A 20,707-nucleotide genomic window follows, 5' to 3' on the forward strand; every position below is an offset into this window, starting at 1 on the left:
GCTAACGGTCTGAGGTGCAGTGATTATTGCATGAAAAAGGATTTTACCATGAAGAAAATTGTTTGCGCCGTCGTTGCGCTCCTGCTGACCCTACCCGCCTGGGCGAAGCTGAACGCCCATGAAGAAGCGCGCATTAACGCCATGCTTAATGCGCTGGCGCAGAAAAAGGATCTGACATTCGTTCGTAACGGTGATGCGCATAACTGCGAGGAAGCCGTATCGCACCTGCGCTTAAAACTGGGCAACACGCGCAATCGTATCGACACCGCCGAACAGTTTATCGATAAAGTCGCGTCGTCGTCGTCCATCACCGGAAAGCCCTATATCGTTAAAATTCCCGGTAAAAGCGATGAAAACGCGCAGCCTTATTTACATGCGCTTATTGCGGAAACGGATAAGAATGTTGAGTAAGAAAAAATCATAATGCCAGGCGTGCTACTGTGGTTTTTTAAAGGCGTTATCGCGCTTCTGTTAGCGTTTGCTGTAGGGTTAACCGTTTACTATTATCTGGAAATTCGTCCCATAGCCCAGACCGCATTACAGAGCGCCTCTTTCTGGTTGTCCGAATCGCCGCAGACGCGTTTTTTGCGCCGCGCTACGGCCAAAATACATCCCAAATCTTATACTGCCAGATTGCTCTATACCCAAGCCGGCGTGGATGGGCATTTCAGGACCGCGATCTGGGTGTTCTGGTTGGACAGCCTGTACCGCGACGACGAGCTGTATGCCATGATGCTGGCGCAAGCGTATTATGGCCGGGATTCGCAGGGTAACGCGGTTTACGGTACGAAAAATGCGGCGTTAACGTTATTTCACGTACCAGTGACAGAGATGACCTGCCAGCAACAAGTACAACTGATTTATATGTTTAAAGCGCCGTCACTTTACCGGCCTGGTTCAGCCAGGCTGGTAGAAAGCAGCAAGCATTACATGACGCTTTGCCAGGAACAAATACAAGAATAAGAACAACAGACGAGCTTTTATTATAAAAGACGACGGTAATGCGCTGGCGCACATAGAAAATCGGCAAGATATTCCCGCTTGTCAAAGGCGCCGTTGCCTGTGTATATCCCAACCAGCTAAACCTGTTAGCTTAAATCCCTGCCCCCTGGCTGAAATGCTCTTCACCAAACACGCCGGTAGACAAGTAACGATCGCCGCGATCGCAGATGATCGCCACCACTATCGCGCCGGGCGTGGCTCGTGCGACGCGTAACGCGCCCGCTACCGCGCCGCCGGAACTCACGCCGCAGAAAATCCCTTCACGAACGGCCAGTTCACGCATGGTGTTTTCGGCATCATTCTGATGAATATCCAGCACCTGATCCACCAGGCTGGCGTTGAAAATGCCCGGCATATATTCCGCTGGCCAGCGGCGAATGCCCGGAATACTGCTGCCCTCTTCCGGCTGTAGGCCAACGATAGTGACCGGTTTTTCCTGCTCGCGCAGAAAACGCGACACGCCGGTAATGGTGCCGGTGGTGCCCATGCTGGAGACAAAATGGGTGATGCGACCTGACGTTTGCCGCCAGATTTCCGGGCCGGTGGTCGTGTAGTGGGCGTAGGGATTATCAGGATTATTAAACTGATCGAGCAGTTTACCTTCTCCGCGCTCAGACATAGCGAGCGCCAAATCGCGCGCGCCTTCCATTCCCTGCTCTTTAGTGACCAGAATCAGCTCTGCGCCATAGGCCCGCATTGCCGCCCGACGCTCCTGACTCATGTTGTCTGGCATCAACAGCTTCATGCGATAACCTTTCAGCGCGGCGATCATCGCCAGCGCAATGCCCGTGTTGCCGCTGGTCGCTTCAATCAGGACATCGCCCGGTTTAATTTCCCCGCGCTTTTCCGCCTCGACAATCATCGATAGCGCCGCGCGATCTTTCACCGATCCTGCCGGATTATTGCCTTCCAGCTTGACCCAGATTTCACTGCCGTTATCCGGCCCCAGACGTTGTAATTTGACCAGCGGGGTATTGCCGATGGTTTGTTCTAATGTATTCACGTTTTCAGCTCGTAAAAAAGCCCGGTATGCGTAGCGCCACCGGGCGATAACTATACAAATTAACCTATCAGGCTGATTGCGCCAGAGCAAGTTCCTCTTCACGCGTTTCAATACGCTGGTCGCCGTTATACAGACGCGCTTTTTGCAGTCCAACAAACAAACGCTCGCCGCGAACCGGAACATCCTCACCCGCCATCACCACCGTCAGCGGATCGTGATACCACCCCAGCGGCTGCACCACTAGCTGTGTATAGTGACCTTTCGGGCTGGCCTCAATGACCTGTACTGGTAGCGGAGAATCCAGGCTGGTGCGGCGGCTAATATCCACCTCCCACGGACGCAGGAACAGATCGACCGGCCCCTGGTACGCGGGCGTATAACCCAGCGGCCAGCGATGCGCGCCAACGTGAAACTGCCCGCCGCGGACGGTGCCTGTCAGGCGGTTCACCTCGCCCATAAACTCCAGTACGAAGCGGGTTGCCGGTTCACGCCACACCCGATCCGGCGCGTCAGCCTGTTCGATATTGCCCTGACTCATCACCACCACCCGATCCGCCACTTCCGTCGCTTCTTCCTGATCGTGGGTGACAAAGACGCTGGTGAATTTCAGTTCTTCATGTAGCTGGCGCAACCAGCGACGTAACTCTTTACGTACCTGGGCATCCAGCGCGCCAAACGGTTCATCCAGCAGTAGAATTTGCGGTTCTACGGCAAGCGCTCGCGCCAGCGCCACGCGCTGTTTTTGTCCGCCGGAAAGCTGGGCGGGGAAGCGATCCGCGAGGTGCGCCAGTTGCACCATCTCCAGCAATTGCGTCACTTTCGTTTTAATCGCCGCCGCAGTTGGGCGGTCGCGTCGCGGCAGCACCGTCAGGCCAAAAGCGATGTTGTCAAACACCGTCATATGGCGAAACAGCGCATAGTGCTGAAACACAAAACCGACTTTACGCTCACGCGCGTGCAGGCGGCTAACGTCCGTACCGTGGAAACGAATATGACCGCTGGACTGATGTTCCAGCCCGGCAATAATGCGCAGCAGCGTCGTTTTGCCGGAACCTGACGGCCCCAACAAGGCAACCATCTGGCCGGAAGGAATATCCAGCGAGATATCATTCAGTACCTGAGTGCGGCCAAACGATTTCTTAATTCTGGCGATCTCAATGCTCATGATTTTCCTCCTGTTGCGCGCGTTTTTCCTGATTCTCCAGACGCCATTGCAACATGCTCTTCAAAAACAGGGTAATAATCGCCATTAGCGTCAACAATGCGGCGGCGGTAAAGGAGCCGACGGTGTTGTAGTCCTGCTCCAGTAATTCAATCTGTAACGGTAGCGATAACGTTTCGCCGCGAATCGAGCCGGACACCACCGACACCGCGCCAAACTCGCCAATCGCGCGGGCGTTGGTTAACACCACGCCGTAGAGTAGCGCCCAGCGAATATTCGGCAACGTCACGCGGCGAAACATTTGCCAGCCGGATGCGCCCAGTAAAATCGCCGCCTCATCTTCCTGACTGCCCTGGCTGAGCATCACTGGCACCAGTTCGCGCACCACAAACGGGCAGGTGACAAAAATAGTGACCAGTACCATCCCCGGCCAGGAGAACATCATTTGCAAATTATGCTCATCCAGCCAGCCGCCCAACGGGCCGTTGGAACCATAAAACAACAGATAAACCAGACCGGCCACCACCGGTGAGACGGCAAAGGGAATATCCAGCAGGGTCAGCAGTAGCTGACGTCCGGGGAAGTTAAAGCGCGTCACCAGCCACGCCAGCAGAATGCCGAACACCAGATTCACCGGCACTGCGATCAAGGCAATCAACACCGTCAGCCAGATGGCGTGCAGCATGTCCGGATCGGCCAGATTTTGCAGTACCGGCATTAACCCTTTGCTGAACGCCTGCACGAAGATGTAAATCATCGGCACCAGCAGGATAAACGCCGAAACCAGCATCCCGACGCCAATCAAAAACCATTTTCCCCAGTTAATGCGGGGGACGTCGTATCGCTTCAATTGAGTCACTTCCGCCATTAATGACCTACCACACGTCGACCAAAGCGACTTTGCAGAGTGTTAATTGAGAACAGCAGCAGCAAGGATGCCGCAAGGATCACCGAGGCAATGGCGCTGGCGGCGGGGTAATCAAACTCCTGCAAACGCACAAAAATCATCAGCGAGGTCACTTCTGTTTTCCAGGCGATATTTCCGGCGATAAAAATCACCGCGCCAAACTCGCCCAGACTACGGGTAAAAGAGAGCGCCACGCCGGCAATCAGCGCAGGCGACAGCTCAGGCAGCACGACTTTGCGAAAACTTTGCAGGCGGGTGGCCCCCAGCGTTTGTGCCGCTTCTTCATATTCCGGCCCCAGCTCTTCCAGTACCGGCTGGACGGTGCGCACCACAAATGGAATACTGGTAAAGGCCATCGCCACCGCAATACCGAGCCAGGTATAGGTCACTTTGATATCAAACTGCGCGAGAAACTGACCGTAGAAACCGTTCACTGAGAACAGCGAGGCCAGCGTCAGACCCGCCACCGCTGTCGGCAGCGCAAATGGCAGATCCATCAGCGCATCCAGCAACGTGCGCCCTGGAAAACGGTAGCGGGTTAAAATCCACGCCATCAGCAGGCCAAACACGCCGTTAAAAATCGATGCCACAAATGCCGCCAGTAGCGTCACTTTATAGGCAGCCACCACCTGAGGGTTGGTCACGACATCCCAGTATTGCGACCAGCTCATCTGTGAGAGCTGCATCACCAGCGCGCTCAACGGCAACAGCAGGATCAGGCAGACAAACAGCAAACTGGTGCCGAGGCTTAACGTAAAGCCGGGCAGCACGCGTCGGGAAGAAACGGCAAGCATTACTTACGCCCCGCCGCCAACAGTTTGTCCAGCTCGCCGCCGCTGGCAAAGTGCGTTTTCATCACTTCCGGCCAGGAACCAAACTTGTCTTCCACGCGGAACAGTTCGGTCTGCGGGAATTTATCTGCTTGCTTGCCCATGATTTCCGGGTTATTCACGCGGTAGTAGTAATGGGTAATGATGGTCTGCGCCTGCGGGCTATACAGCCAGTTCAGGTAAGCTTTGGCGGCTTTTTCTGTGCCGTTGGCCTGCACGTTTTTATCCACCCAGGCAACAGGGAATTCAGCAAGAATGTTCGTTTTCGGGATCACCACTTCAAATCCCTGGGCTTCATATTGTTTGCGGATGTTGTTCACTTCCGATTCAAAACTAATCAGCACATCGCCCAGACCACGCTCGGCAAAGGTAGTCGTAGCGCCGCGACCGCCGGTATCAAACACTTCGACGTTTTTCAGGAACTGGGTCATAAACTGTTCGGTTTTGGCTTTATCGCTGCCGTCCGCGTTATCCGCTGCGCCCCATGCCGCCAGATACGTGTAACGGGCGTTGCCGGAGGTTTTCGGGTTAGGGAAAATCAGCTTCACGTCGGAACGTACAAGATCGCTCCAGTCGTGAATATTTTTGGGGTTCCCCTTGCGCACCAGGAAGCCCATCGTGGAATAGAATGGCGAACTGTTGTTCGGCAGACGGCTTTGCCAGTCGGCAGGGATCAGTTTGCCTTTATCATGGAGAATCTGTACGTCGGTCACCTGATTGTAGGTGACGACGTCTGCCTTCAGTCCCTGCAAAATCGCCAGCGCCTGTTTTGATGACCCGGCATGAGACTGCTTAATCGTCAGCTTATCGCCGCCGTTATCCTTCGCCCATTGTTGCTCAAACGGCGGGTTAAGGGCGGCAAACAGCTCGCGGGAGACATCGTATGAGCTGTTCAGCAGCTCCGTTGCCTGCGCCTGCCCTGCCAGTAACAGCATTGCTGCCAGCGTCAGGGGTCTCTTTTTCAGTAAGTTAACGGCCATTGCGCACCCTTATAAATTTAATGACTTTCTTATGGTCATCATATTTATAACCAGCGCTAAAGGAGTAACGGTTTTATATACCGTTTGATGATTTGAAAGTTGAAAAGGGAATAAGAGAATCCCTCCCCACGCGGCGCGGGGAGGAGACCGGCATCAATCAGACGCCTACGCTCACGCTTTCAGGCAGGGTACTGCCGCCATCAATGACGTTTTGCGTTCCGGTAAGATAGCTGGACTCATCGGAAGCCAGAAATGCCGCAAGTTCCCCTACTTCCAGCGGATCGGCAAGACGGCGTAGCGGAATGGCTTTTGCCATTTCCGTTAATACCGATTCCGGATCGTCAGGGTTAGACTGACGGGCAATGCTTTCCGCCATCGGCGTTCTTACATAACCGGGGCAAATGGCATTCACACGAATACCGGACTGCGCATATTCTACCGCCAGCGATTTGGTTAAACCGACAATGGCGGCTTTTGACAGCGCATAGGCCGTTTCACCCGGGTCCGCCACCATATCTCCCGTGACGGAAGACATCATCACAATGCGGCCATCTTTACGTTTAATCATCTCCGGCAGGACGGCTTTGGTGACGTTCCAGACACCTTTAATATTAATATCAATGTGGAAATCGCGATCTTCTTCACTCATATCGAGGAAGTTGCCCAGACGGCACACGCCAGCGTTATTCACCAAAATATCAATTCTACCTTCAGTCTCTTTGGCGCGCGCAACCGCCGCCTGCACCGAAGCAAAATCTCTGACGTCAGCCTTAACGGCAGTACAGCGATGTCCGCGCCCGCCCAGCTCATCCGCCAGCTTTTCAATCTCATCGGAGATATCCAGCAAGATTAAGTTCGCGCCGTGGCGTGCGAATACGCGAGCGATCCCTTCGCCAATGCCCTGCGATGCGCCCGTAATCAATGCTGTCTTGCCCGTGAGTTTACCCATTTTCAATGTCTCCTTTTGAATATGGAGTCTTACACTCCATTAACACTGAAAATACAGTAATAACAAATAAGTGCTGAGGAATAGCTCACTAATTCAGGTAAATATTAGGTAAAAAAATCCCCGCGGAGGCGGGGATGGGTATTTTTATGCTGTTCTGCCTGATGGCGCTGCGCTTATCAGGCCAACCAATCGTAGGTCGAATAAAGCGTTTGCGCTGCCATCCGACAGGGTTTTACCTTATAGCGCTAACAGGCGATCCAGCGACGGCGCAAAATAGTAGCCGCCAGTTACCGGCTTGGTGAAGCGCAGCATCGCGTCGCGTTTACCGTCGGTATCGCCGAACATACTCAGAAGCTGCTGTTCGATATTGTGCAGACGTGCGCAGTAAGCGCAGAAATAGAGACCATGAGTACCGCTGGCGGTGCCGTATGGCAGGCTCTGGCGCACAATCTTCAGCCCTTTGCCATCTTCTTTGAGATCGACGCGGCTCAGGTGAGATGTTGCCGGACGCGCATCGCCGTCAATCTCTTCATTGGCTTCTTTGGTACGCCCGATCATCATCTCCTGATCGTGAATACTCATCCGGTTAAGTTGCTTGAGATTGTGTTCCCAACGCTGCACGAACACATAACTGCCGCCGGCATCCACGCCATCTTTGATCACCGCCACTTCACGACGCGTCTCTTCGCCCGCCGGGTTCTCTGTCCCGTCAACAAAGCCGCTCAGATCGCGTTCTTCCACCCAACGGAAGCCGTGAACTTCTTCTTTCACATCGATACAGTCGCCGAAGGCTTCCATCGCCGCCTGGGCAACAGAAAAATTCACATCGTGGCGCAGGGAAAGGATATGGATCAGCACGTCATACTGCGTGGCCGGCGCCAGCCCTTTACCATAAGGAATAAAATCTTTCAGTTCTTCCGCCCCGACGCCGCCGCTCAGGGCGCGCCAGGTGTTGTTGCCAAACGCCACAACGGCCCCAAGATGGGCGTCCGGAAATTTGACTTCGAAGGTCGCCAGTTTATCGGCAAATGTTCTGCTGGCCGCGCGCAGGGCGTCCAGGTCGCCTTTCACATTGGCTTCAATCCAAATTGCCGCACGGCAATGTTCCGGCAAAATGCCACTTTGAACCTGAGACATGATTCCTCCTGAAAATGAGAATGCCACGCAGTCGTGGCATTAATGGAGGCTATTTTACCTTGTTTTTAAGCGAAGCGGTTTGTTCAGGCGCAAATTAACGACGCCAGATAATTTTGCGCACGTCCCAGTTTTTTAAGATGTCATCAGGAGGCATTAAGCCTTCCGGTCCGCTCCACTCGCCGGAGAAAACATAGCTAATATGCTGACTTCCCTCGGCTTTACATTCGACGCTGATATGGCTATCGCTGGAAACCGGCTCGCAGTGACCAAACGCTTTGCTGTAAAGGTCGCTAAACGGCGTACCGATTTTGCCCCCCGCGGCGGTTGGGATATCGCTGTCCAGCACATCAATACGGCTCACGGTTCCCTGCTCGCCGTTGATCACCATCGCGACGCTGTCGCCCTTCATCGCTTCGAAAAAGCGCACCACGTTGCCGTTATCGGTTTTCATACCGCTACGCAGGCGATAATCGCCATCTAATGCCTCTGCAATAGCCGGCTCTTCCAGCGGCGTGGCGGCGGTCAGCGCTCCCACGCCTTGCTCAGTGACTTCTGTCGAGGAACCAAACCAGTTCCATGGATTTGCGGCAGACCAGTTGACCGAGGAGAGCGTCGAGCAGCCGGTCAGCGCCAGCGGCAGTGCGAGTAAAGTCAAACGCAGCGATTTCATCTCACTTCCTTTCTTTTATTAATTAACGTTGGTTGGAGTGCGGGTTCGCCAAAAAGTGCCGTTATTCTTTCTCAAGGGAAAAACAGGCACGCAAACGTTGATTGGTTAACAGCCAGATCAGCGCGACGATGTCCGCCAGCAGCAGCGCCAGCCCGACGCCGTTGACCGGATCGCCACCCAGCCACATCACCGGCAGCCAGCACAACGACACCAGTTGAGCAAGGATCAGGAGTCCGCGCAGCCAGCGCCACACACCAGGAAACGCTTCACGCCGCCCGCTGAGTAAAAACGCCACTACCGCCGGAACGCCGGGCAACAGCCCCAGCCAAAAATTATCATGGTCGGGATAAAAAAAGTTTAACAAAGTATTACCCTGTCCACGGGATGAACCGGCAATGACAAAGAGTACCCAGGCGCGCGCCTGAAGTAACAGTACGCACCAGAACAGAAACGGCAGGCGTAAACGTCCGTGTACATCATAATCGGCTGGATGAAACTCAGTACTCTTCATCTTCAATCAGGCGTTTACCCAAACTTAGGGCGTCAGAATGCTCATACCCCAGGCGTTCATACATGCCCAGCACAACGTCGTTATCATCGCGCACCATAATTTGGATTTTCGGACACCCGCGGGCGATGAGTTTTTTTTCCAGCCGGTTAAGCAACGCATTCGCAATGCCGCGCCCGCGGAACTCCGGGTGAACGCCCAGGTAATACGCCGAGCCGCGATGCCCGTCATAACCGCCCATTACCGTACCGACGACTTCGCCGCTAACTTCCGCAACGAGGAACAAGCTGACATCGTGATTCACCTTGCGTTCAATATCCATTTCAGGATCGTTCCATGGACGCAGCAGGTCGCAACGCTCCCAGAGGGTAATCACCTCTTCGAAATCTTCCTGGCGAAAAACGCGTATTTCCATGGTATTCGTTGCCTTTTCGGGTGGAAAAACCAAGATTATGGCGCAAACATCTGATTCAGCCAATATCTGACGCGATGTAGCGGAAAAAATGGCATAATGGCGATGTGTCACGTATTGAAATGAAAAGTAAAACAATTCTCATCACCAACCGTCGTAACGGATTACGCGATACGATATAACATCTTGAACTTAATTTTCACAACTCAGGCCGTATGAGCACTTTTAAACTCCTAAAAACTCTCACTTCGCGCCGCCAGGTACTCAAAACAGGTCTGGCGGCCCTGACGCTGTCAGGTATGTCGCACGCAATAGCCAAAGAAGAAACGCTAAAAACCAGTAATGGTCACAGCAAACCCAAAACCAAAAAAACCGGCAGTAAACGGCTGGTGATGCTCGACCCCGGACACGGCGGCATCGATACCGGCGCGATTGGCCGCAACGGTTCTCAGGAAAAACACGTCGTGCTGGCAATTGCCAAAAACGTACGCGCTATTTTACGAAATCACGGAATCGATGCGCGTTTAACCCGGACAGGGGATACCTTTATTCCGCTGTACGATCGGGTGGAAATCGCCCATAAGCACGGTGCGGATCTGTTTATGTCCATTCATGCCGATGGTTTTACCAACCCGAAAGCGGCGGGCGCTTCCGTTTTTGCGCTTTCCAACCGCGGGGCCAGTAGCGCCATGGCGAAGTATCTCTCCGAGCGTGAAAACCGCGCGGACGAAGTGGCGGGTAAAAAAGCCACTGACCGGGATCATCTATTACAACAAGTTTTGTTTGATCTGGTGCAAACCGATACGATTAAAAACAGTCTGACGCTGGGTTCGCATATTCTCAAGAAAATCAAACCTATACATAAATTACACAGCCGCACTACCGAACAAGCGGCTTTCGTGGTGCTAAAATCACCGTCAATTCCGTCGGTACTGGTCGAAACCTCGTTTATTACCAATCCGGAAGAAGAACGCCTGCTGGGCACGACGGCGTTTCGCCAGAAAATCGCTACGGCGATCGCCAACGGCATCATCAGTTATTTTCACTGGTTTGATAATCAGAAAGCACACACGAAGAAACGGTAATCATGAAACCCGATGCACATCACGTAAAACAGTTTCTGCTACGCCTGCAGGATGATATTTGCCAAACGTTATCCGCTGTGGATGGCGCAAACTTTGTCGAAGATAGCTGGCGACGCGAAGCGGGCGGCGGCGGACGCAGCCGGGTATTACGCAACGGCGGGATTTTCGAACAGGCGGGCGTTAATTTCTCTCACGTTCACGGCGATGCAATGCCCGCGTCCGCCACCGCGCATCGGCCAGAACTGGCCGGGCGTAGCTTTGAAGCGATGGGCGTATCGCTGGTGGTGCATCCGCACAATCCGTATATTCCCACCAGCCATGCTAACGTGCGCTTTTTTATTGCCGAAAAACCGGGCGCCGATCCGGTGTGGTGGTTTGGCGGCGGGTTCGATTTAACGCCCTACTACGGCTTTGAAGAGGATGCCGTTCACTGGCACCGCACCGCCCGCGACCTGTGCCAGCCGTTTGGCGACGATGTGTATCCGCGCTATAAAAAGTGGTGCGATGACTACTTTTTCCTCAAGCATCGTAACGAGCAGCGCGGTATCGGCGGCCTGTTTTTTGACGATTTGAATACGCCGGATTTCGACCACTGTTTTGCTTTTATGCAGGCGGTCGGTAACGGCTACACCGAGGCGTATTTACCGATTGTCGAACGACGCAAAGCGATGGTCTGGGGAGAGCGGGAGCGTAATTTTCAACTTTATCGCCGCGGGCGCTACGTGGAGTTCAATCTGGTATGGGACAGAGGCACCCTGTTTGGTCTGCAAACCGGCGGGCGCACTGAATCTATCCTGATGTCGATGCCGCCGCTGGTGCGCTGGGAATACGACTGGCAGCCAGAAGCGGGTAGCCCGGAAGCGGCGCTGAGCGAGTTTATTCAGGTACGCGACTGGATTTAACTTATTTATAAAGTAAAACAATGCAAACAAATACACGGAAAGTAGTAACCAGTGACGCCAAATGGCATCCCCATCTGGGTATAAGTTTTATTGGCTGCCTGCTTGCCATTACGCTAGAAATATATTTTGAAGAAAGAATATTCATCCCTCATAGCGGAGGGGTGAGCTTCGGTCTGATCGTGCTTCTGGTTATCAATATGGTGACCATCCCTGTGGTCATGGCCCTGATAGCATTACTCTGCTTTATTATTCATATTCCGCGTAAAAGCGTTAACTGTATCTTGCTATGCCTACTGTCATGTATTTTGACGATAGCCGGTTTGTTTATCGCCTATCCGGTTGGCCGTTGAATAAAAGCAGGCTCGTAGAAATAAACGAGTTCATTGTAGATAAAGAATTCGGATAACCGCCCGCTGCCGTTATCATTAGTAAAACAGTACAGTAAACACTCGTAGAATTTGCAGTGGAGCACTACCGCATGGACGAGCGTATTCCTTGTAAAAACCCGCAATGCTCACATTTCATCCTGCCAGCAACGGCTGCCCGCACGGAGGGCTATTGCATGCCCTGCGTCCAGGCGCGCTATCGGCAAGAGCAGGAAGAATATATCCGGAAAAACAGAAAAACGATCGACGCGTTCAGTGGCATTACCAACCCTGTTGAAATGCTTAAACTCGTTCATGAACCCCGGGAACACGATCCGTTAATCGAGTGGATTCCCTGCCCCATTCCGACCGATGAGCTTTACAAAAAGCTCTCCGATGATGAAAGCCGCGACATGGTCGATTATGCAGAAGAATTATTTGATTCCGGATGGCAGGAGGAAGCTCAGGAAATTGCGCTGTGCCTGGCGGCATTTACCCAGGCCAATCTGGATAATTTCCTGCGCCAGGTAATAAATGAAGAAGAACTGGAGCTCTCTTCACCCCTACCTTTTCACCGTGCGCCGCCTGACGTACGCGACGCGCTTTTGCAGAAGGTGGAAACCGATGACGAAAACCGTGACGGCATTCTTTGTGCCCTGGCCTGGATTGGCGATGAGGTTGTCGTTGAGCATTTTAACCGCTGGCACCAGGAACCACCTGCGTGGAGTGCTTCACTTCATATCCTCCCTCATCGCTATGCTCACCAGGCGGGATGGGAGCTCACTGAAAATGGCCGCAGGCGCGATCTTTACTTTACGCAATGTACCCATCTGGTAAAACAGGCACCTGAACAGCCTGCCGTTTTTCGCGCCGTCGCAGAATATGGTGAAAACTGCCCACACTGTTCCCTGCCGCTAATCAATCTGTTTGAGGTTGCGCCGAGCGCCGTCGGCCTCAGCACGCAGGGTTGGCCCGGTCAAATTCGTATTCTGACCTGTCAGTGTTGTACGGCATATAACACCGTTTTCGCCACCGTCGATCCGCAAGGCCAGCCGCGATGGTACGAAAAAAATGCGCTCTCGACGCTGGCGGTGGAGAATTCCTCTAACTGGATAACGCTACCGCTTGATGTTCTGCACCCCGGGGAATCCCGTTTGCCGCTATTCGCTGCTGAAATATTTTTACCCACCACCTTCTCACAGCTCGGCGGCCATCCCGCATGGGTTCAGGATGCAGACTACCCCACGTGCCCAACGTGCGCGCAAACGATGATGTTTCTTGCACAGCTAAGCTATGAAGATATTGAGGAAGAGGAATATGCGGAAGGAATGCTTTACGGGTTTATCTGCCCCTCCTGCCAAACAACGGCAACGTCTTATCAGCAAACATAAACGCTCATCCTCATGACCTGATGACAAAACTGTTTTGCACGTTGCGCGCGGTTCCCCGGAGGCGGCGCTGGCGTGCCTTGTCCGGGCTACCAACCACAAACAGCAGCGAATCCGTAGGCCCGGTAAGGCGCCAGCCGCCACCGGGCAATTCCCGACACGCGCACGTTATCAGCAACCGGAGAGCCTACCCATCAATATCAAGCCCATTGCCGCATCCGTTGATGCAGCGTCAACGACGGTTTTTCGGCAAATAATTGCTGATAATCGGTGGCAAATTGCCCCAGATGCCAGAATCCCCACTGCATCGCGGCATCTTTGACCGTGGCGCTCTGCGACCACGGGCTAATCAACTCCCGGCGTACTGCGTTTAAGCGAATACGTTTCAGCCACGCATTGGGGCCAATGCCCAAAATGGCGTGAAACGCATTTTGCAGCGTGCGACGGCTTACGTGTAGCTGGTTACATAAGTCGAGCACCGTCAGCGGCTCCGACATATTTTCCAGCACATATTCCCGCGCCCGCGACAGTAGCCTACGATATCCCTGATGGCTGATGCTCTCGGCGCTATGAATCGGCTTCGCCTCTTCCAGCATCGTGCCCATCGCCAGCAATAAATTATCACTCAAGACCTTACGCACCGCAGGTTGATGCAGGGTTTCAGGACTCTCGCTGAAGGTGGCCAGCGCCTGCTGCACAAAGCCCCACAGCGCCGCTTTATGCTGATCTTTTACCTCCAGCGCTAACTGGTTACGCAGCATATGCAGCACCCTTTCCGGGTTATGCAAAAACGTGGCCTGACGGGAAATAACATCTTCCGAGATAACGACGCCCAGAATGGTGTAATCATCCGGCGTGCTCAGTTCAAACTCGGTGCCTCCCGGTCGGGTGGCAATCTCGGCGCTGCCGAGCCCCTGCGCGCCGATAAATCCCTGTTCGCCGCGCGTCGCCGGAATACCAAACCAGAAAGAGTTTGGCCAAACCAGACACGACTGACGCAGCGCCAGGCCGGTGTATTCACGGAACACCTGAATCTCATCAAGCAGGATTTCCGTGAACTCGCCATGAAATTTACCCGGGTGTAACTGATCGTAGATCTGCTGCCAGGCGGTGATAGTCAGAGCATGTTCATAGACATCCGTCGTCCGTCGCTGATGAACATTGTCCACCTCGACTCTGGGCGTAAGTTTAACGTCTTCGGGTAACGCTTCATGATAAAGATGGTGCAAATTCGCTGTACGGGTCTTTTTCATGATCTTCTATGCCGGACGCCCGCCAGGACGCCCGGCCCTCCGACAGATTAATTTTTGATGCGATAGCGACTACTGCGTTTACGCAACGCTCCGTCAGAAAAGAGTTGTTCCAGCACGTTTCTGGCCTGCTCCAGCGGCCAGCCAAAATGCGCGGCAACCTCTCCCGCCGTCATTCCCTGGCGTACTGATGCCAGCAGCGCCAGTAACGCCTCAGCGAACTCAGGCGTTGCGGGTACCTGGGGCGCTTTCTCAGTCGGCGTTGTCGCACGCGCAAACCCGCCAACCAGCCACTGGGTGTCCTCTTCCGGACGACCAATTTCTTTGCGACTAATCACACGGCCTGTGCGCTGCGCGGCGGCGCTTCCGGCATCCAGCGCCGCACGACACGCCGCCAGATCGCCCTCCACCACCAGCGTTAACCTGCCAGGGTCGAGCACTTGATGACTGAGCAAACGCACGTTGGCCGCTTTCAGCATGGCATCCGCCGCATCGACGGCGGCGACCATTCCGTCCACTTCCAGTAATCCCAGGGCATTGATCATTGGCAGCCTCCGTTACGCACGCTGGACAGGGTTACGGGCGATATCCAGCACGGCGTCGGTAAAGGCGTTGCAGGCGGCTTTACACGCGGCCTGGCTTCCCGTTAAAAACGCGGCCGAATAGTTGGTTTCCGACGGCGGCGGCACGTAAGTCACCAGTTGAACGTCAGCGGATTTCATCGCCGCGTCAATGCCGAATGTCGCTTCCAGCGGCGGCGCCACCAGATAGGCCATCGGATCGCCCAGCGCGATACCTGCGGTAGACGAGAGGTACGAGCCGGTACGCGAAACCACATGCGCCAGGAATGCGGTATTTTCCGCATCGTTCGCCCACTGGAACGCCGCGCCGTTTTCAATGCTGGCGACCATTGCATCCAGACCGGCGCGCACTTCCGCCGGGTTCGGTCCGCCCAGCATAATCAACACCTCACCAGCGGTAGGCGACGGCCCGTGAGCCGCCCCGGCATAGAGGGAGCGGCCATAGACCACTTCCACCATCGCCTGTTTGGTCGCTTCGTCAGCGGCAATATAGGTCACATCATCAGAATCTGCCGTGATGAGTCCGAGGCTACGTATATGTGGCGGTAATTTAAGTTCCCGCGCAAAGCCGTCATTCACGGAGGCAATCACGCGCATGGCAGTCACTGAAGGTCGAATTAAATCTAATGCAGGCATGATGTCTCCTTAACGGGTCATGTTGATGCCGGACGCTTTCTGCTCCAGCATCCGTTTGGCCAAATCCACAATCACGGCGGCGGCTTCTACTGGCGGCGTCCCCCCCTGATGAATGTTTGAAATACAGGTTCTGTCGGCCTCGACGGTGGTCGCCACGCGCGGGGAATAGACGGCGTAGCAGGAAAGACTTTCCGACTGCCCCAGCCCCGGACGTTCGCCCACCAGCAGGATGACGACCTTCGCGCCGAGAATTTCGCCAATCTGATCTTCAATCTTCACGCGGCCATAGCGCACAAAGAACGGCGTGCCGACGTTCAGCCCGGCCTGCTTCAGACCGGCAAGCAGCGGCGGCAGGATCTCTTCATAGTTGGCGGTGATCGCATCCGTAGAGAGGCCATCGGAGACCACTACCTGCACATCCGGGTTCATCACGCACTGCGACTTCAGCGCGTCAATGGCTTCCGGGCTCAGGCGACGCCCCATATCCGGGCGCGTCAGGTACAGGTTTTTGTCGCTGATCTCCGAACGTACTTCCAGCAGCCCTTGCGCTTTTACCCACTCTTCCGGCACTTCTTTGAGCACGGTGTCTTTCGAACGGGAGTGATCCGCCAGGAAGCGCAACAGCGCCTGGGTACGTGGACGTGGGCCAGCGCGCCCGGTACATACACGAGCAGCGGTACTGCGACGCAGTTCGGTCAGCACGTCCGCACGATGCGGATTCTCGACGCCAATCCAGGCTTTTGCCTCTGCGGAACCTAAATCCAGCGCGCAGCTTTCGGTCACCGTCGGCGCGGCGCACTGCGGCTTTGCGCCTGCCTGCGTTGACGGCGCGACGGGCTGCGGTACGTCCTGTCCCATTGACGCCATCACGCTACGTACAATTTCTTCAATCTGTTTTTGATCCATGGTGTTATCCCCGCGTCATCAGAAGAACAGTGACGGATCGCCCGCCCGTTTGGTCAGACGACCATTTGCCATAATGCCCATCGTTTCCAGCCAGCGTTCAAACTCCGGCGATGGCCGTAAATTCAGCAACTGACGGACGGTGGCGGTATCGTGGAAAGCGGTGGTCTGGTAGTTGAGCATGATGTCGTCGCCGAGCGGCATCCCCATGATGTAGTTACAGCCGGCAGTGGCGAGCAGAATCATCAGGTTTTCGTTAAGGTTCTGGTCGGCGTCGGCATGGTTGGTATAGCAGCAGTCGCAGCCCATGGAGATGCCGCTCAGCTTGCCCATAAAGTGATCTTCGAGACCGGCGCGGATAATCTGCCTGTCGTTGTAGAGATACTCCGGCCCGATAAAGCCCACCACGGTGTTCACCAGGAACGGATCGTAGTGGCGCGCCAGCCCGTAGTTACGCGCTTCCATCGTCACCTGGTCGGCACCAAAGTTCGCACCAGCCGACAGCGCAGACCCTTGCCCGGTTTCAAAGTACAGGCAGTTTTCCCCGGCGATGCGGTTGAACTCCGCCCCCACAGCCCGCGCTTCGTCGAGCATGGCCAGCTCGACGCCGAACTCTTTTAAGCCCTTCTCGCTGCCGCAAATGCTCTGGAAAATCAGTCCGCCCGGCGCGCCGCGACGAATCGCTTCGATCTGGGTGGTGACGTGCGCCAGCACGCAGCCCTGGGTCGGAATATTGAATTTATCGATAACGCCGTAAACGGTGTCGAGCACGCGGGTCAGGTTCTCCACGTCATCGGTCACCGGGTTAACGCCGATCACCGCATCGCCTGCGCCGAAAGAAAGCCCTTCGTAGATTTGCGCGGCGATACTCTGTACATCGTCACGGGTATCGTTCGGCTGCAAACGGCAGCTAAAGGTGCCCGGAATACCGATGGTGGTATTGGCTTTTTTGATCACCGGCATTTTCTTGCCGCCGTAGATCAGGTCGGCGTTGGAGCAGATTTTCGCCACTGCCGCCACCACTTCGGAGGTCAGCCCTTTGCGGGTAAACGCGATATCGTCCACGGAGGTTTCATCGCTCAGTACGTATTCGCGCAGTTCGCTGATGCTCCAGTTTTTAATCCGGTTATAGGCCGTTTCGTTGACGTCATCCTGAATCAGGCGCGTCACGCAGTCCTCTTCATAGGCAATCACCGGATTGTTGCGGATATCCGCCACCGTCATTTCCGACAGTACCTGTTTTGCCGCTACGCGCTCCTGCGAACTTGCCGCGGCAACCCCGGCCAGCACATCCCCCGAACGCAGTTCGTTGGCTTTAGCCAGTACCTCTTTTACATCCTTAAACTGATAAACATTGCCGAACAATGTGGTCTTTAGTTTCATAAGTCGTTCCCTCAGGAAGGAAATGCGAGTGATTTCACCGTCACCGGCACAACCGATCCGCCAAAAAGAGGCGTACCAATGTCGATATAGTCTCCCGCCCGCACGACCACCTCATCGATGACCGCCAGCGGAAGTTGCGGTAACTGTGGGCGCAATAACATGCCCAGCGCTTTACCAAAATCCTGCTCGGCCACCACCAGCAGGGGATGTGGATTGGGATAACGCGCGACAAAAGCCGTCAGCGCGTTGATGACCGTGAGTAATGCGGCGTAACGCACCGGAAGCGTGGCGGGAAGCGCCAGCACGTAAGCGTCGGTTTGCGGGTCGAGATCAAGCTGGAGAAGCGCCTGCCGCCAGGCGTTCACCAGATCGGCGTCATCCTGCGGGATCGCCACCGGCAGGTTGCGCAGCGGCAGTTGGACGTCTTCCAGCCAGATAGTACTGCCGGAAAGCGACAGCGTATGGGCCCCCGCGCCAATCACCGTGGCGCGCACGGTTTGCGCCGGAAACTGCACGTTCATCTCGCGCAGACGCGGGTGCTCATGCAGCGCGGTCGCCAGCAGCGGCCCGATATCAGAAAAGCAGAACGGATCGGCAGGTTGGTTGCGGTAGCATTCACCTACCCCACCGGAAAGGGTGATCACCTCTGGCGTAATATCGGCGGGCAGTAGCCCGGTTTGCATCAGCGATTGCGCCAGCGGCGAGAGCGCGCCGGTGATAACCTCGACGATGAGATCCGCCATCCGCCGCGCCACCTGCCCCAACTGTGCGGCAGCTAAGGCGCGAGCATCAGTACCCGAACCGAATACCTCATCGATAATCATCTGCCCCGGCTGATGGGCATAAACCACGCGCCCCTGAGCGTCGGTTTCCAGCAGGCGACCACCGACGTTAAGGCAGGCGGTGCCGCTGACTTTTCCCGCGTCAAACAGCGCGTAGTTAGACGTGCCGCCGCCGATATCAATATTCAGCACCCGGCACATCCGCTGCTCAGACAAGCTTTGCGCTCCGGCGCCGTGACCGGCAATGACTGATTCCAGATGCGGCCCGGCGCTGGCGACCACAAAGTCGCCCAGCGACTGCGAGAGCGCCATGACCGCCGGACGGGCGTTGCGGGTTTTGGCGCTTTCGCCGGTGATAATGATAGCCCCTGAGTCCACCGATTCAGGCGCGATGCCTGCGGCCTGATACTGGGCCAGAATCAGCGCTTTAAGTTCGGCCTCTTTCAGACCGCCCTGCTTATCCACGGGCGTAAAGAAGACCGGGCTTTGCCAGCTAATGTCGCGTTTGATGAATTCGTAGCGCGGCACCTGCGACACCGCCGCACGGTTAACCAACTCCAGGCGCGAGAAGATCACCTGCGTGGTGGTGGTGCCGATATCGATACCGACGCTCAGTAGCTGGCGAGTGTTCACGATTGCGCCTCCGCTTCGGTTTTCACCTGGGCGGCGTCATCTTTCGGCACCAGCATCATCGCCACGCCAATCGCCGTCACGCCGCCGATCAGCTTGCCGACAATCATCGGGAAGATCATGGCGTTCATGTTGGCGGCGGCGAAGCCTAAATGGTCGCCCAGCGCGAACGCCGCAGAGACGGCAAATGCGCAGTTAATCACTTTGCCGCGGGTATCCATCTGCTTCATCATGCCGAACATGGGGATATTGTTCGCCAGGGTCGCTACCATGCCTGCCGCCGCAATATTATTTACGTTCAGCAGCTTACCGACATTCATCAACGGTTTTTCAAACCAGCGGGTCAGTAACAGCACCATCGGATACGCGCCGAGCAGCACGCAGGAGATAGAGCCGATCACTTCAATGGCGCGCATCACTTCGCCAGGTTTGTCGCCTGGCGCCATAAAGATCGGGTCGAGCCCCGGAATCAACTCCCAGCCCAACAGGAATTTAACTACCGCAGCCGCCAGACCGATGGTGATCAGCGCCACCAGAAATTTGGCGAAAATCTGGAAACCGTTGATCATTTTTTCCGGGATGAACTTCAGCCCCAGCGCTACCAGCACCGCGACGATCAATACCGGGATCATGTTCATCAGGATCAGCGCGAAGGTAAACTCCACTGGCTGACCATTGATCTGCACGCCTGAGTACATGGCGATCAGTCCCCCCGCAATGCAGCCAATGGGAATGGTGACGATACCCGCCAGTACGCCAAGCGCCAGGTAGCGGCGGTCAGACGGTTCGATAATGCCGAGCGCCACCGGAATGGAGAACACAATGGTCGGCCCCATCATCGACCCAAGTATTAACCCTGAGTATAGCCACGCCGCGACATCACCGCCGGCCAACTCTTTGGCGAGGAAGAATCCGCCCATATCACAGGCCAGCAACGTACCCGCGAACATGGATGGGTTCGCGCCCAGCATTTCGTATACCGGGATAATAACCGGCCCCAGTACATGCGCCAGCACCGGCGCCAGCGCGGTCATACCGACCATCGCCAGTCCCAGCGCGCCCATCGCCATAAAGCCCTCTTCAAACTGGCCGCCAGACCCCTCGATACTCTTGCCGAATTTACCGAGGAAGCGCGCCGACCCGCCGAACTGCGACAGGATTCTGTCCACGGCGGCAATCAGCATAAAGAACATCATGATGTACATGATGATTTCGTTAATTCCCATAGCCCTTACTCCCTGC

Annotated in this window: 23 protein-coding genes; 6 read left to right on the top strand and 17 right to left on the bottom strand. The window is 55.2% G+C overall.

Annotation, left to right across the window (positions count from 1 at the left end; genetic code table 11):
• The first annotated feature begins 30 nt into the window (after nt 1–30).
• Entirely contained in the window at nt 31–411 is a 381-nt protein-coding gene (locus NA986_RS15730) for a YfeK family protein (protein WP_000710730.1), read from the top strand.
• A 12-nt stretch (nt 412–423) separates the two neighbouring features.
• Entirely contained in the window at nt 424–963 is a 540-nt protein-coding gene (locus tag NA986_RS15735; protein WP_023216166.1) for a transglycosylase domain-containing protein, read from the top strand.
• A 130-nt stretch (nt 964–1,093) separates the two neighbouring features.
• Here the strand turns inward: NA986_RS15735 and cysM are convergent, their stop codons facing one another.
• The 10 genes from cysM to NA986_RS15785 all read right to left on the bottom strand — a co-directional run bounded on the left by cysM (nt 1,094) and on the right by NA986_RS15785 (nt 9,563).
• Nucleotides 1,094–2,005, bottom strand: a complete 912-nt coding sequence (gene cysM, locus NA986_RS15740) for a cysteine synthase CysM (protein ID WP_023203839.1) — start codon at nt 2,003–2,005, stop codon at nt 1,094–1,096.
• A 67-nt stretch (nt 2,006–2,072) separates the two neighbouring features.
• The gene (cysA, locus tag NA986_RS15745) at nt 2,073–3,170 is read right to left on the bottom strand and encodes a sulfate/thiosulfate ABC transporter ATP-binding protein CysA (RefSeq protein ID WP_000021076.1); all 1,098 of its coding nucleotides are present in this window, start codon (nt 3,168–3,170) and stop codon (nt 2,073–2,075) included.
• Nucleotides 3,160–4,035 (bottom strand): sulfate/thiosulfate ABC transporter permease CysW, encoded by an 876-nt coding sequence (gene cysW, locus NA986_RS15750; RefSeq protein ID WP_000852705.1) that lies wholly within the window; start codon nt 4,033–4,035, stop codon nt 3,160–3,162. The genes cysA and cysW overlap by 11 nt, the downstream gene beginning before the upstream one ends.
• Nucleotides 4,035–4,868: a sulfate/thiosulfate ABC transporter permease CysT gene (cysT, locus tag NA986_RS15755; protein ID WP_000881746.1), complete on the bottom strand. Its 834-nt coding sequence runs from the start codon at nt 4,866–4,868 to the stop codon at nt 4,035–4,037. The genes cysW and cysT overlap by 1 nt, the downstream gene beginning before the upstream one ends.
• Nucleotides 4,868–5,884, bottom strand: coding sequence for a thiosulfate/sulfate ABC transporter substrate-binding protein CysP (gene cysP / locus NA986_RS15760; RefSeq protein WP_000290281.1), 1,017 nt, complete (start codon nt 5,882–5,884; stop codon nt 4,868–4,870). Before cysP ends, cysT begins: the two co-directional genes overlap by 1 nt.
• A gap of 157 nt (nt 5,885–6,041) precedes the next feature.
• A complete protein-coding gene (gene ucpA / locus NA986_RS15765; protein WP_000517460.1) occupies nt 6,042–6,833 on the bottom strand; it encodes an SDR family oxidoreductase UcpA in 792 nt (263 codons plus the stop codon).
• A 237-nt stretch (nt 6,834–7,070) separates the two neighbouring features.
• Nucleotides 7,071–7,970 carry a porphyrinogen peroxidase gene (gene yfeX / locus NA986_RS15770; RefSeq protein WP_000084583.1) on the bottom strand — a complete coding sequence of 300 codons (900 nt, stop codon included), beginning with the start codon at nt 7,968–7,970 and terminating at the stop codon, nt 7,071–7,073.
• Nucleotides 7,971–8,064: 94 nt separating this feature from the next.
• Complete coding sequence (locus tag NA986_RS15775; protein ID WP_023215839.1) at nt 8,065–8,640, bottom strand: RpoE-regulated lipoprotein; 576 nt, start codon at nt 8,638–8,640, stop codon at nt 8,065–8,067.
• Between the two features lie 61 nt (nt 8,641–8,701).
• Nucleotides 8,702–9,151 (bottom strand): DUF2919 domain-containing protein, encoded by a 450-nt coding sequence (locus NA986_RS15780; protein WP_000842938.1) that lies wholly within the window; start codon nt 9,149–9,151, stop codon nt 8,702–8,704.
• The gene (locus tag NA986_RS15785; RefSeq protein ID WP_000406008.1) at nt 9,138–9,563 is read right to left on the bottom strand and encodes a GNAT family acetyltransferase; all 426 of its coding nucleotides are present in this window, start codon (nt 9,561–9,563) and stop codon (nt 9,138–9,140) included. Before NA986_RS15785 ends, NA986_RS15780 begins: the two co-directional genes overlap by 14 nt.
• A gap of 212 nt (nt 9,564–9,775) precedes the next feature.
• Between NA986_RS15785 and amiA the strand changes: the two genes are divergently transcribed.
• From amiA to NA986_RS15805, 4 genes are all read left to right on the top strand, one after another.
• Entirely contained in the window at nt 9,776–10,645 is an 870-nt protein-coding gene (amiA, locus tag NA986_RS15790) for an N-acetylmuramoyl-L-alanine amidase AmiA (RefSeq protein WP_000102880.1), read from the top strand.
• Nucleotides 10,646–10,647: 2 nt separating this feature from the next.
• Nucleotides 10,648–11,547, top strand: coding sequence for an oxygen-dependent coproporphyrinogen oxidase (gene hemF, locus NA986_RS15795; protein ID WP_000801339.1), 900 nt, complete (start codon nt 10,648–10,650; stop codon nt 11,545–11,547).
• Between the two features lie 20 nt (nt 11,548–11,567).
• Nucleotides 11,568–11,897 carry a hypothetical protein gene (locus NA986_RS15800; RefSeq protein WP_001194344.1) on the top strand — a complete coding sequence of 110 codons (330 nt, stop codon included), beginning with the start codon at nt 11,568–11,570 and terminating at the stop codon, nt 11,895–11,897.
• Between the two features lie 128 nt (nt 11,898–12,025).
• Nucleotides 12,026–13,303: a DUF1963 domain-containing protein gene (locus tag NA986_RS15805; RefSeq protein WP_031618842.1), complete on the top strand. Its 1,278-nt coding sequence runs from the start codon at nt 12,026–12,028 to the stop codon at nt 13,301–13,303.
• Nucleotides 13,304–13,500: 197 nt separating this feature from the next.
• On the opposite strand, the gene eutR is transcribed toward NA986_RS15805, so the two are convergent.
• From eutR to eutH, 7 genes are read right to left on the bottom strand one after another with little or no spacing between them, the layout of a single operon-like run.
• Nucleotides 13,501–14,553 carry an HTH-type transcriptional regulator EutR gene (gene eutR / locus NA986_RS15810; RefSeq protein WP_023206506.1) on the bottom strand — a complete coding sequence of 351 codons (1,053 nt, stop codon included), beginning with the start codon at nt 14,551–14,553 and terminating at the stop codon, nt 13,501–13,503.
• A 47-nt stretch (nt 14,554–14,600) separates the two neighbouring features.
• Nucleotides 14,601–15,095, bottom strand: a complete 495-nt coding sequence (gene eutK, locus NA986_RS15815) for an ethanolamine utilization microcompartment protein EutK (protein WP_000606271.1) — start codon at nt 15,093–15,095, stop codon at nt 14,601–14,603.
• Between the two features lie 12 nt (nt 15,096–15,107).
• Nucleotides 15,108–15,767, bottom strand: a complete 660-nt coding sequence (gene eutL / locus NA986_RS15820) for an ethanolamine utilization microcompartment protein EutL (protein WP_001111056.1) — start codon at nt 15,765–15,767, stop codon at nt 15,108–15,110.
• Nucleotides 15,768–15,776: 9 nt separating this feature from the next.
• A complete protein-coding gene (gene eutC / locus NA986_RS15825) occupies nt 15,777–16,673 on the bottom strand; it encodes an ethanolamine ammonia-lyase subunit EutC (RefSeq protein ID WP_000372344.1) in 897 nt (298 codons plus the stop codon).
• 18 nt (nt 16,674–16,691) lie between these two features.
• Nucleotides 16,692–18,053 (bottom strand): ethanolamine ammonia-lyase subunit alpha, encoded by a 1,362-nt coding sequence (gene eutB / locus NA986_RS15830; RefSeq protein ID WP_000769990.1) that lies wholly within the window; start codon nt 18,051–18,053, stop codon nt 16,692–16,694.
• 11 nt (nt 18,054–18,064) lie between these two features.
• Nucleotides 18,065–19,468, bottom strand: coding sequence for an ethanolamine ammonia-lyase reactivating factor EutA (gene eutA, locus NA986_RS15835; protein ID WP_001097518.1), 1,404 nt, complete (start codon nt 19,466–19,468; stop codon nt 18,065–18,067).
• Complete coding sequence (gene eutH, locus NA986_RS15840) at nt 19,465–20,691, bottom strand: ethanolamine utilization protein EutH (protein ID WP_000512359.1); 1,227 nt, start codon at nt 20,689–20,691, stop codon at nt 19,465–19,467. The genes eutA and eutH overlap by 4 nt, the downstream gene beginning before the upstream one ends.
• Between the last annotated feature and the right edge of the window lie 16 nt (nt 20,692–20,707).

Source organism: Salmonella sp. NW177 (assembly GCF_051811585.1).
GTDB classification, from domain to species: Bacteria; Pseudomonadota; Gammaproteobacteria; order Enterobacterales; family Enterobacteriaceae; genus Salmonella; species Salmonella enterica.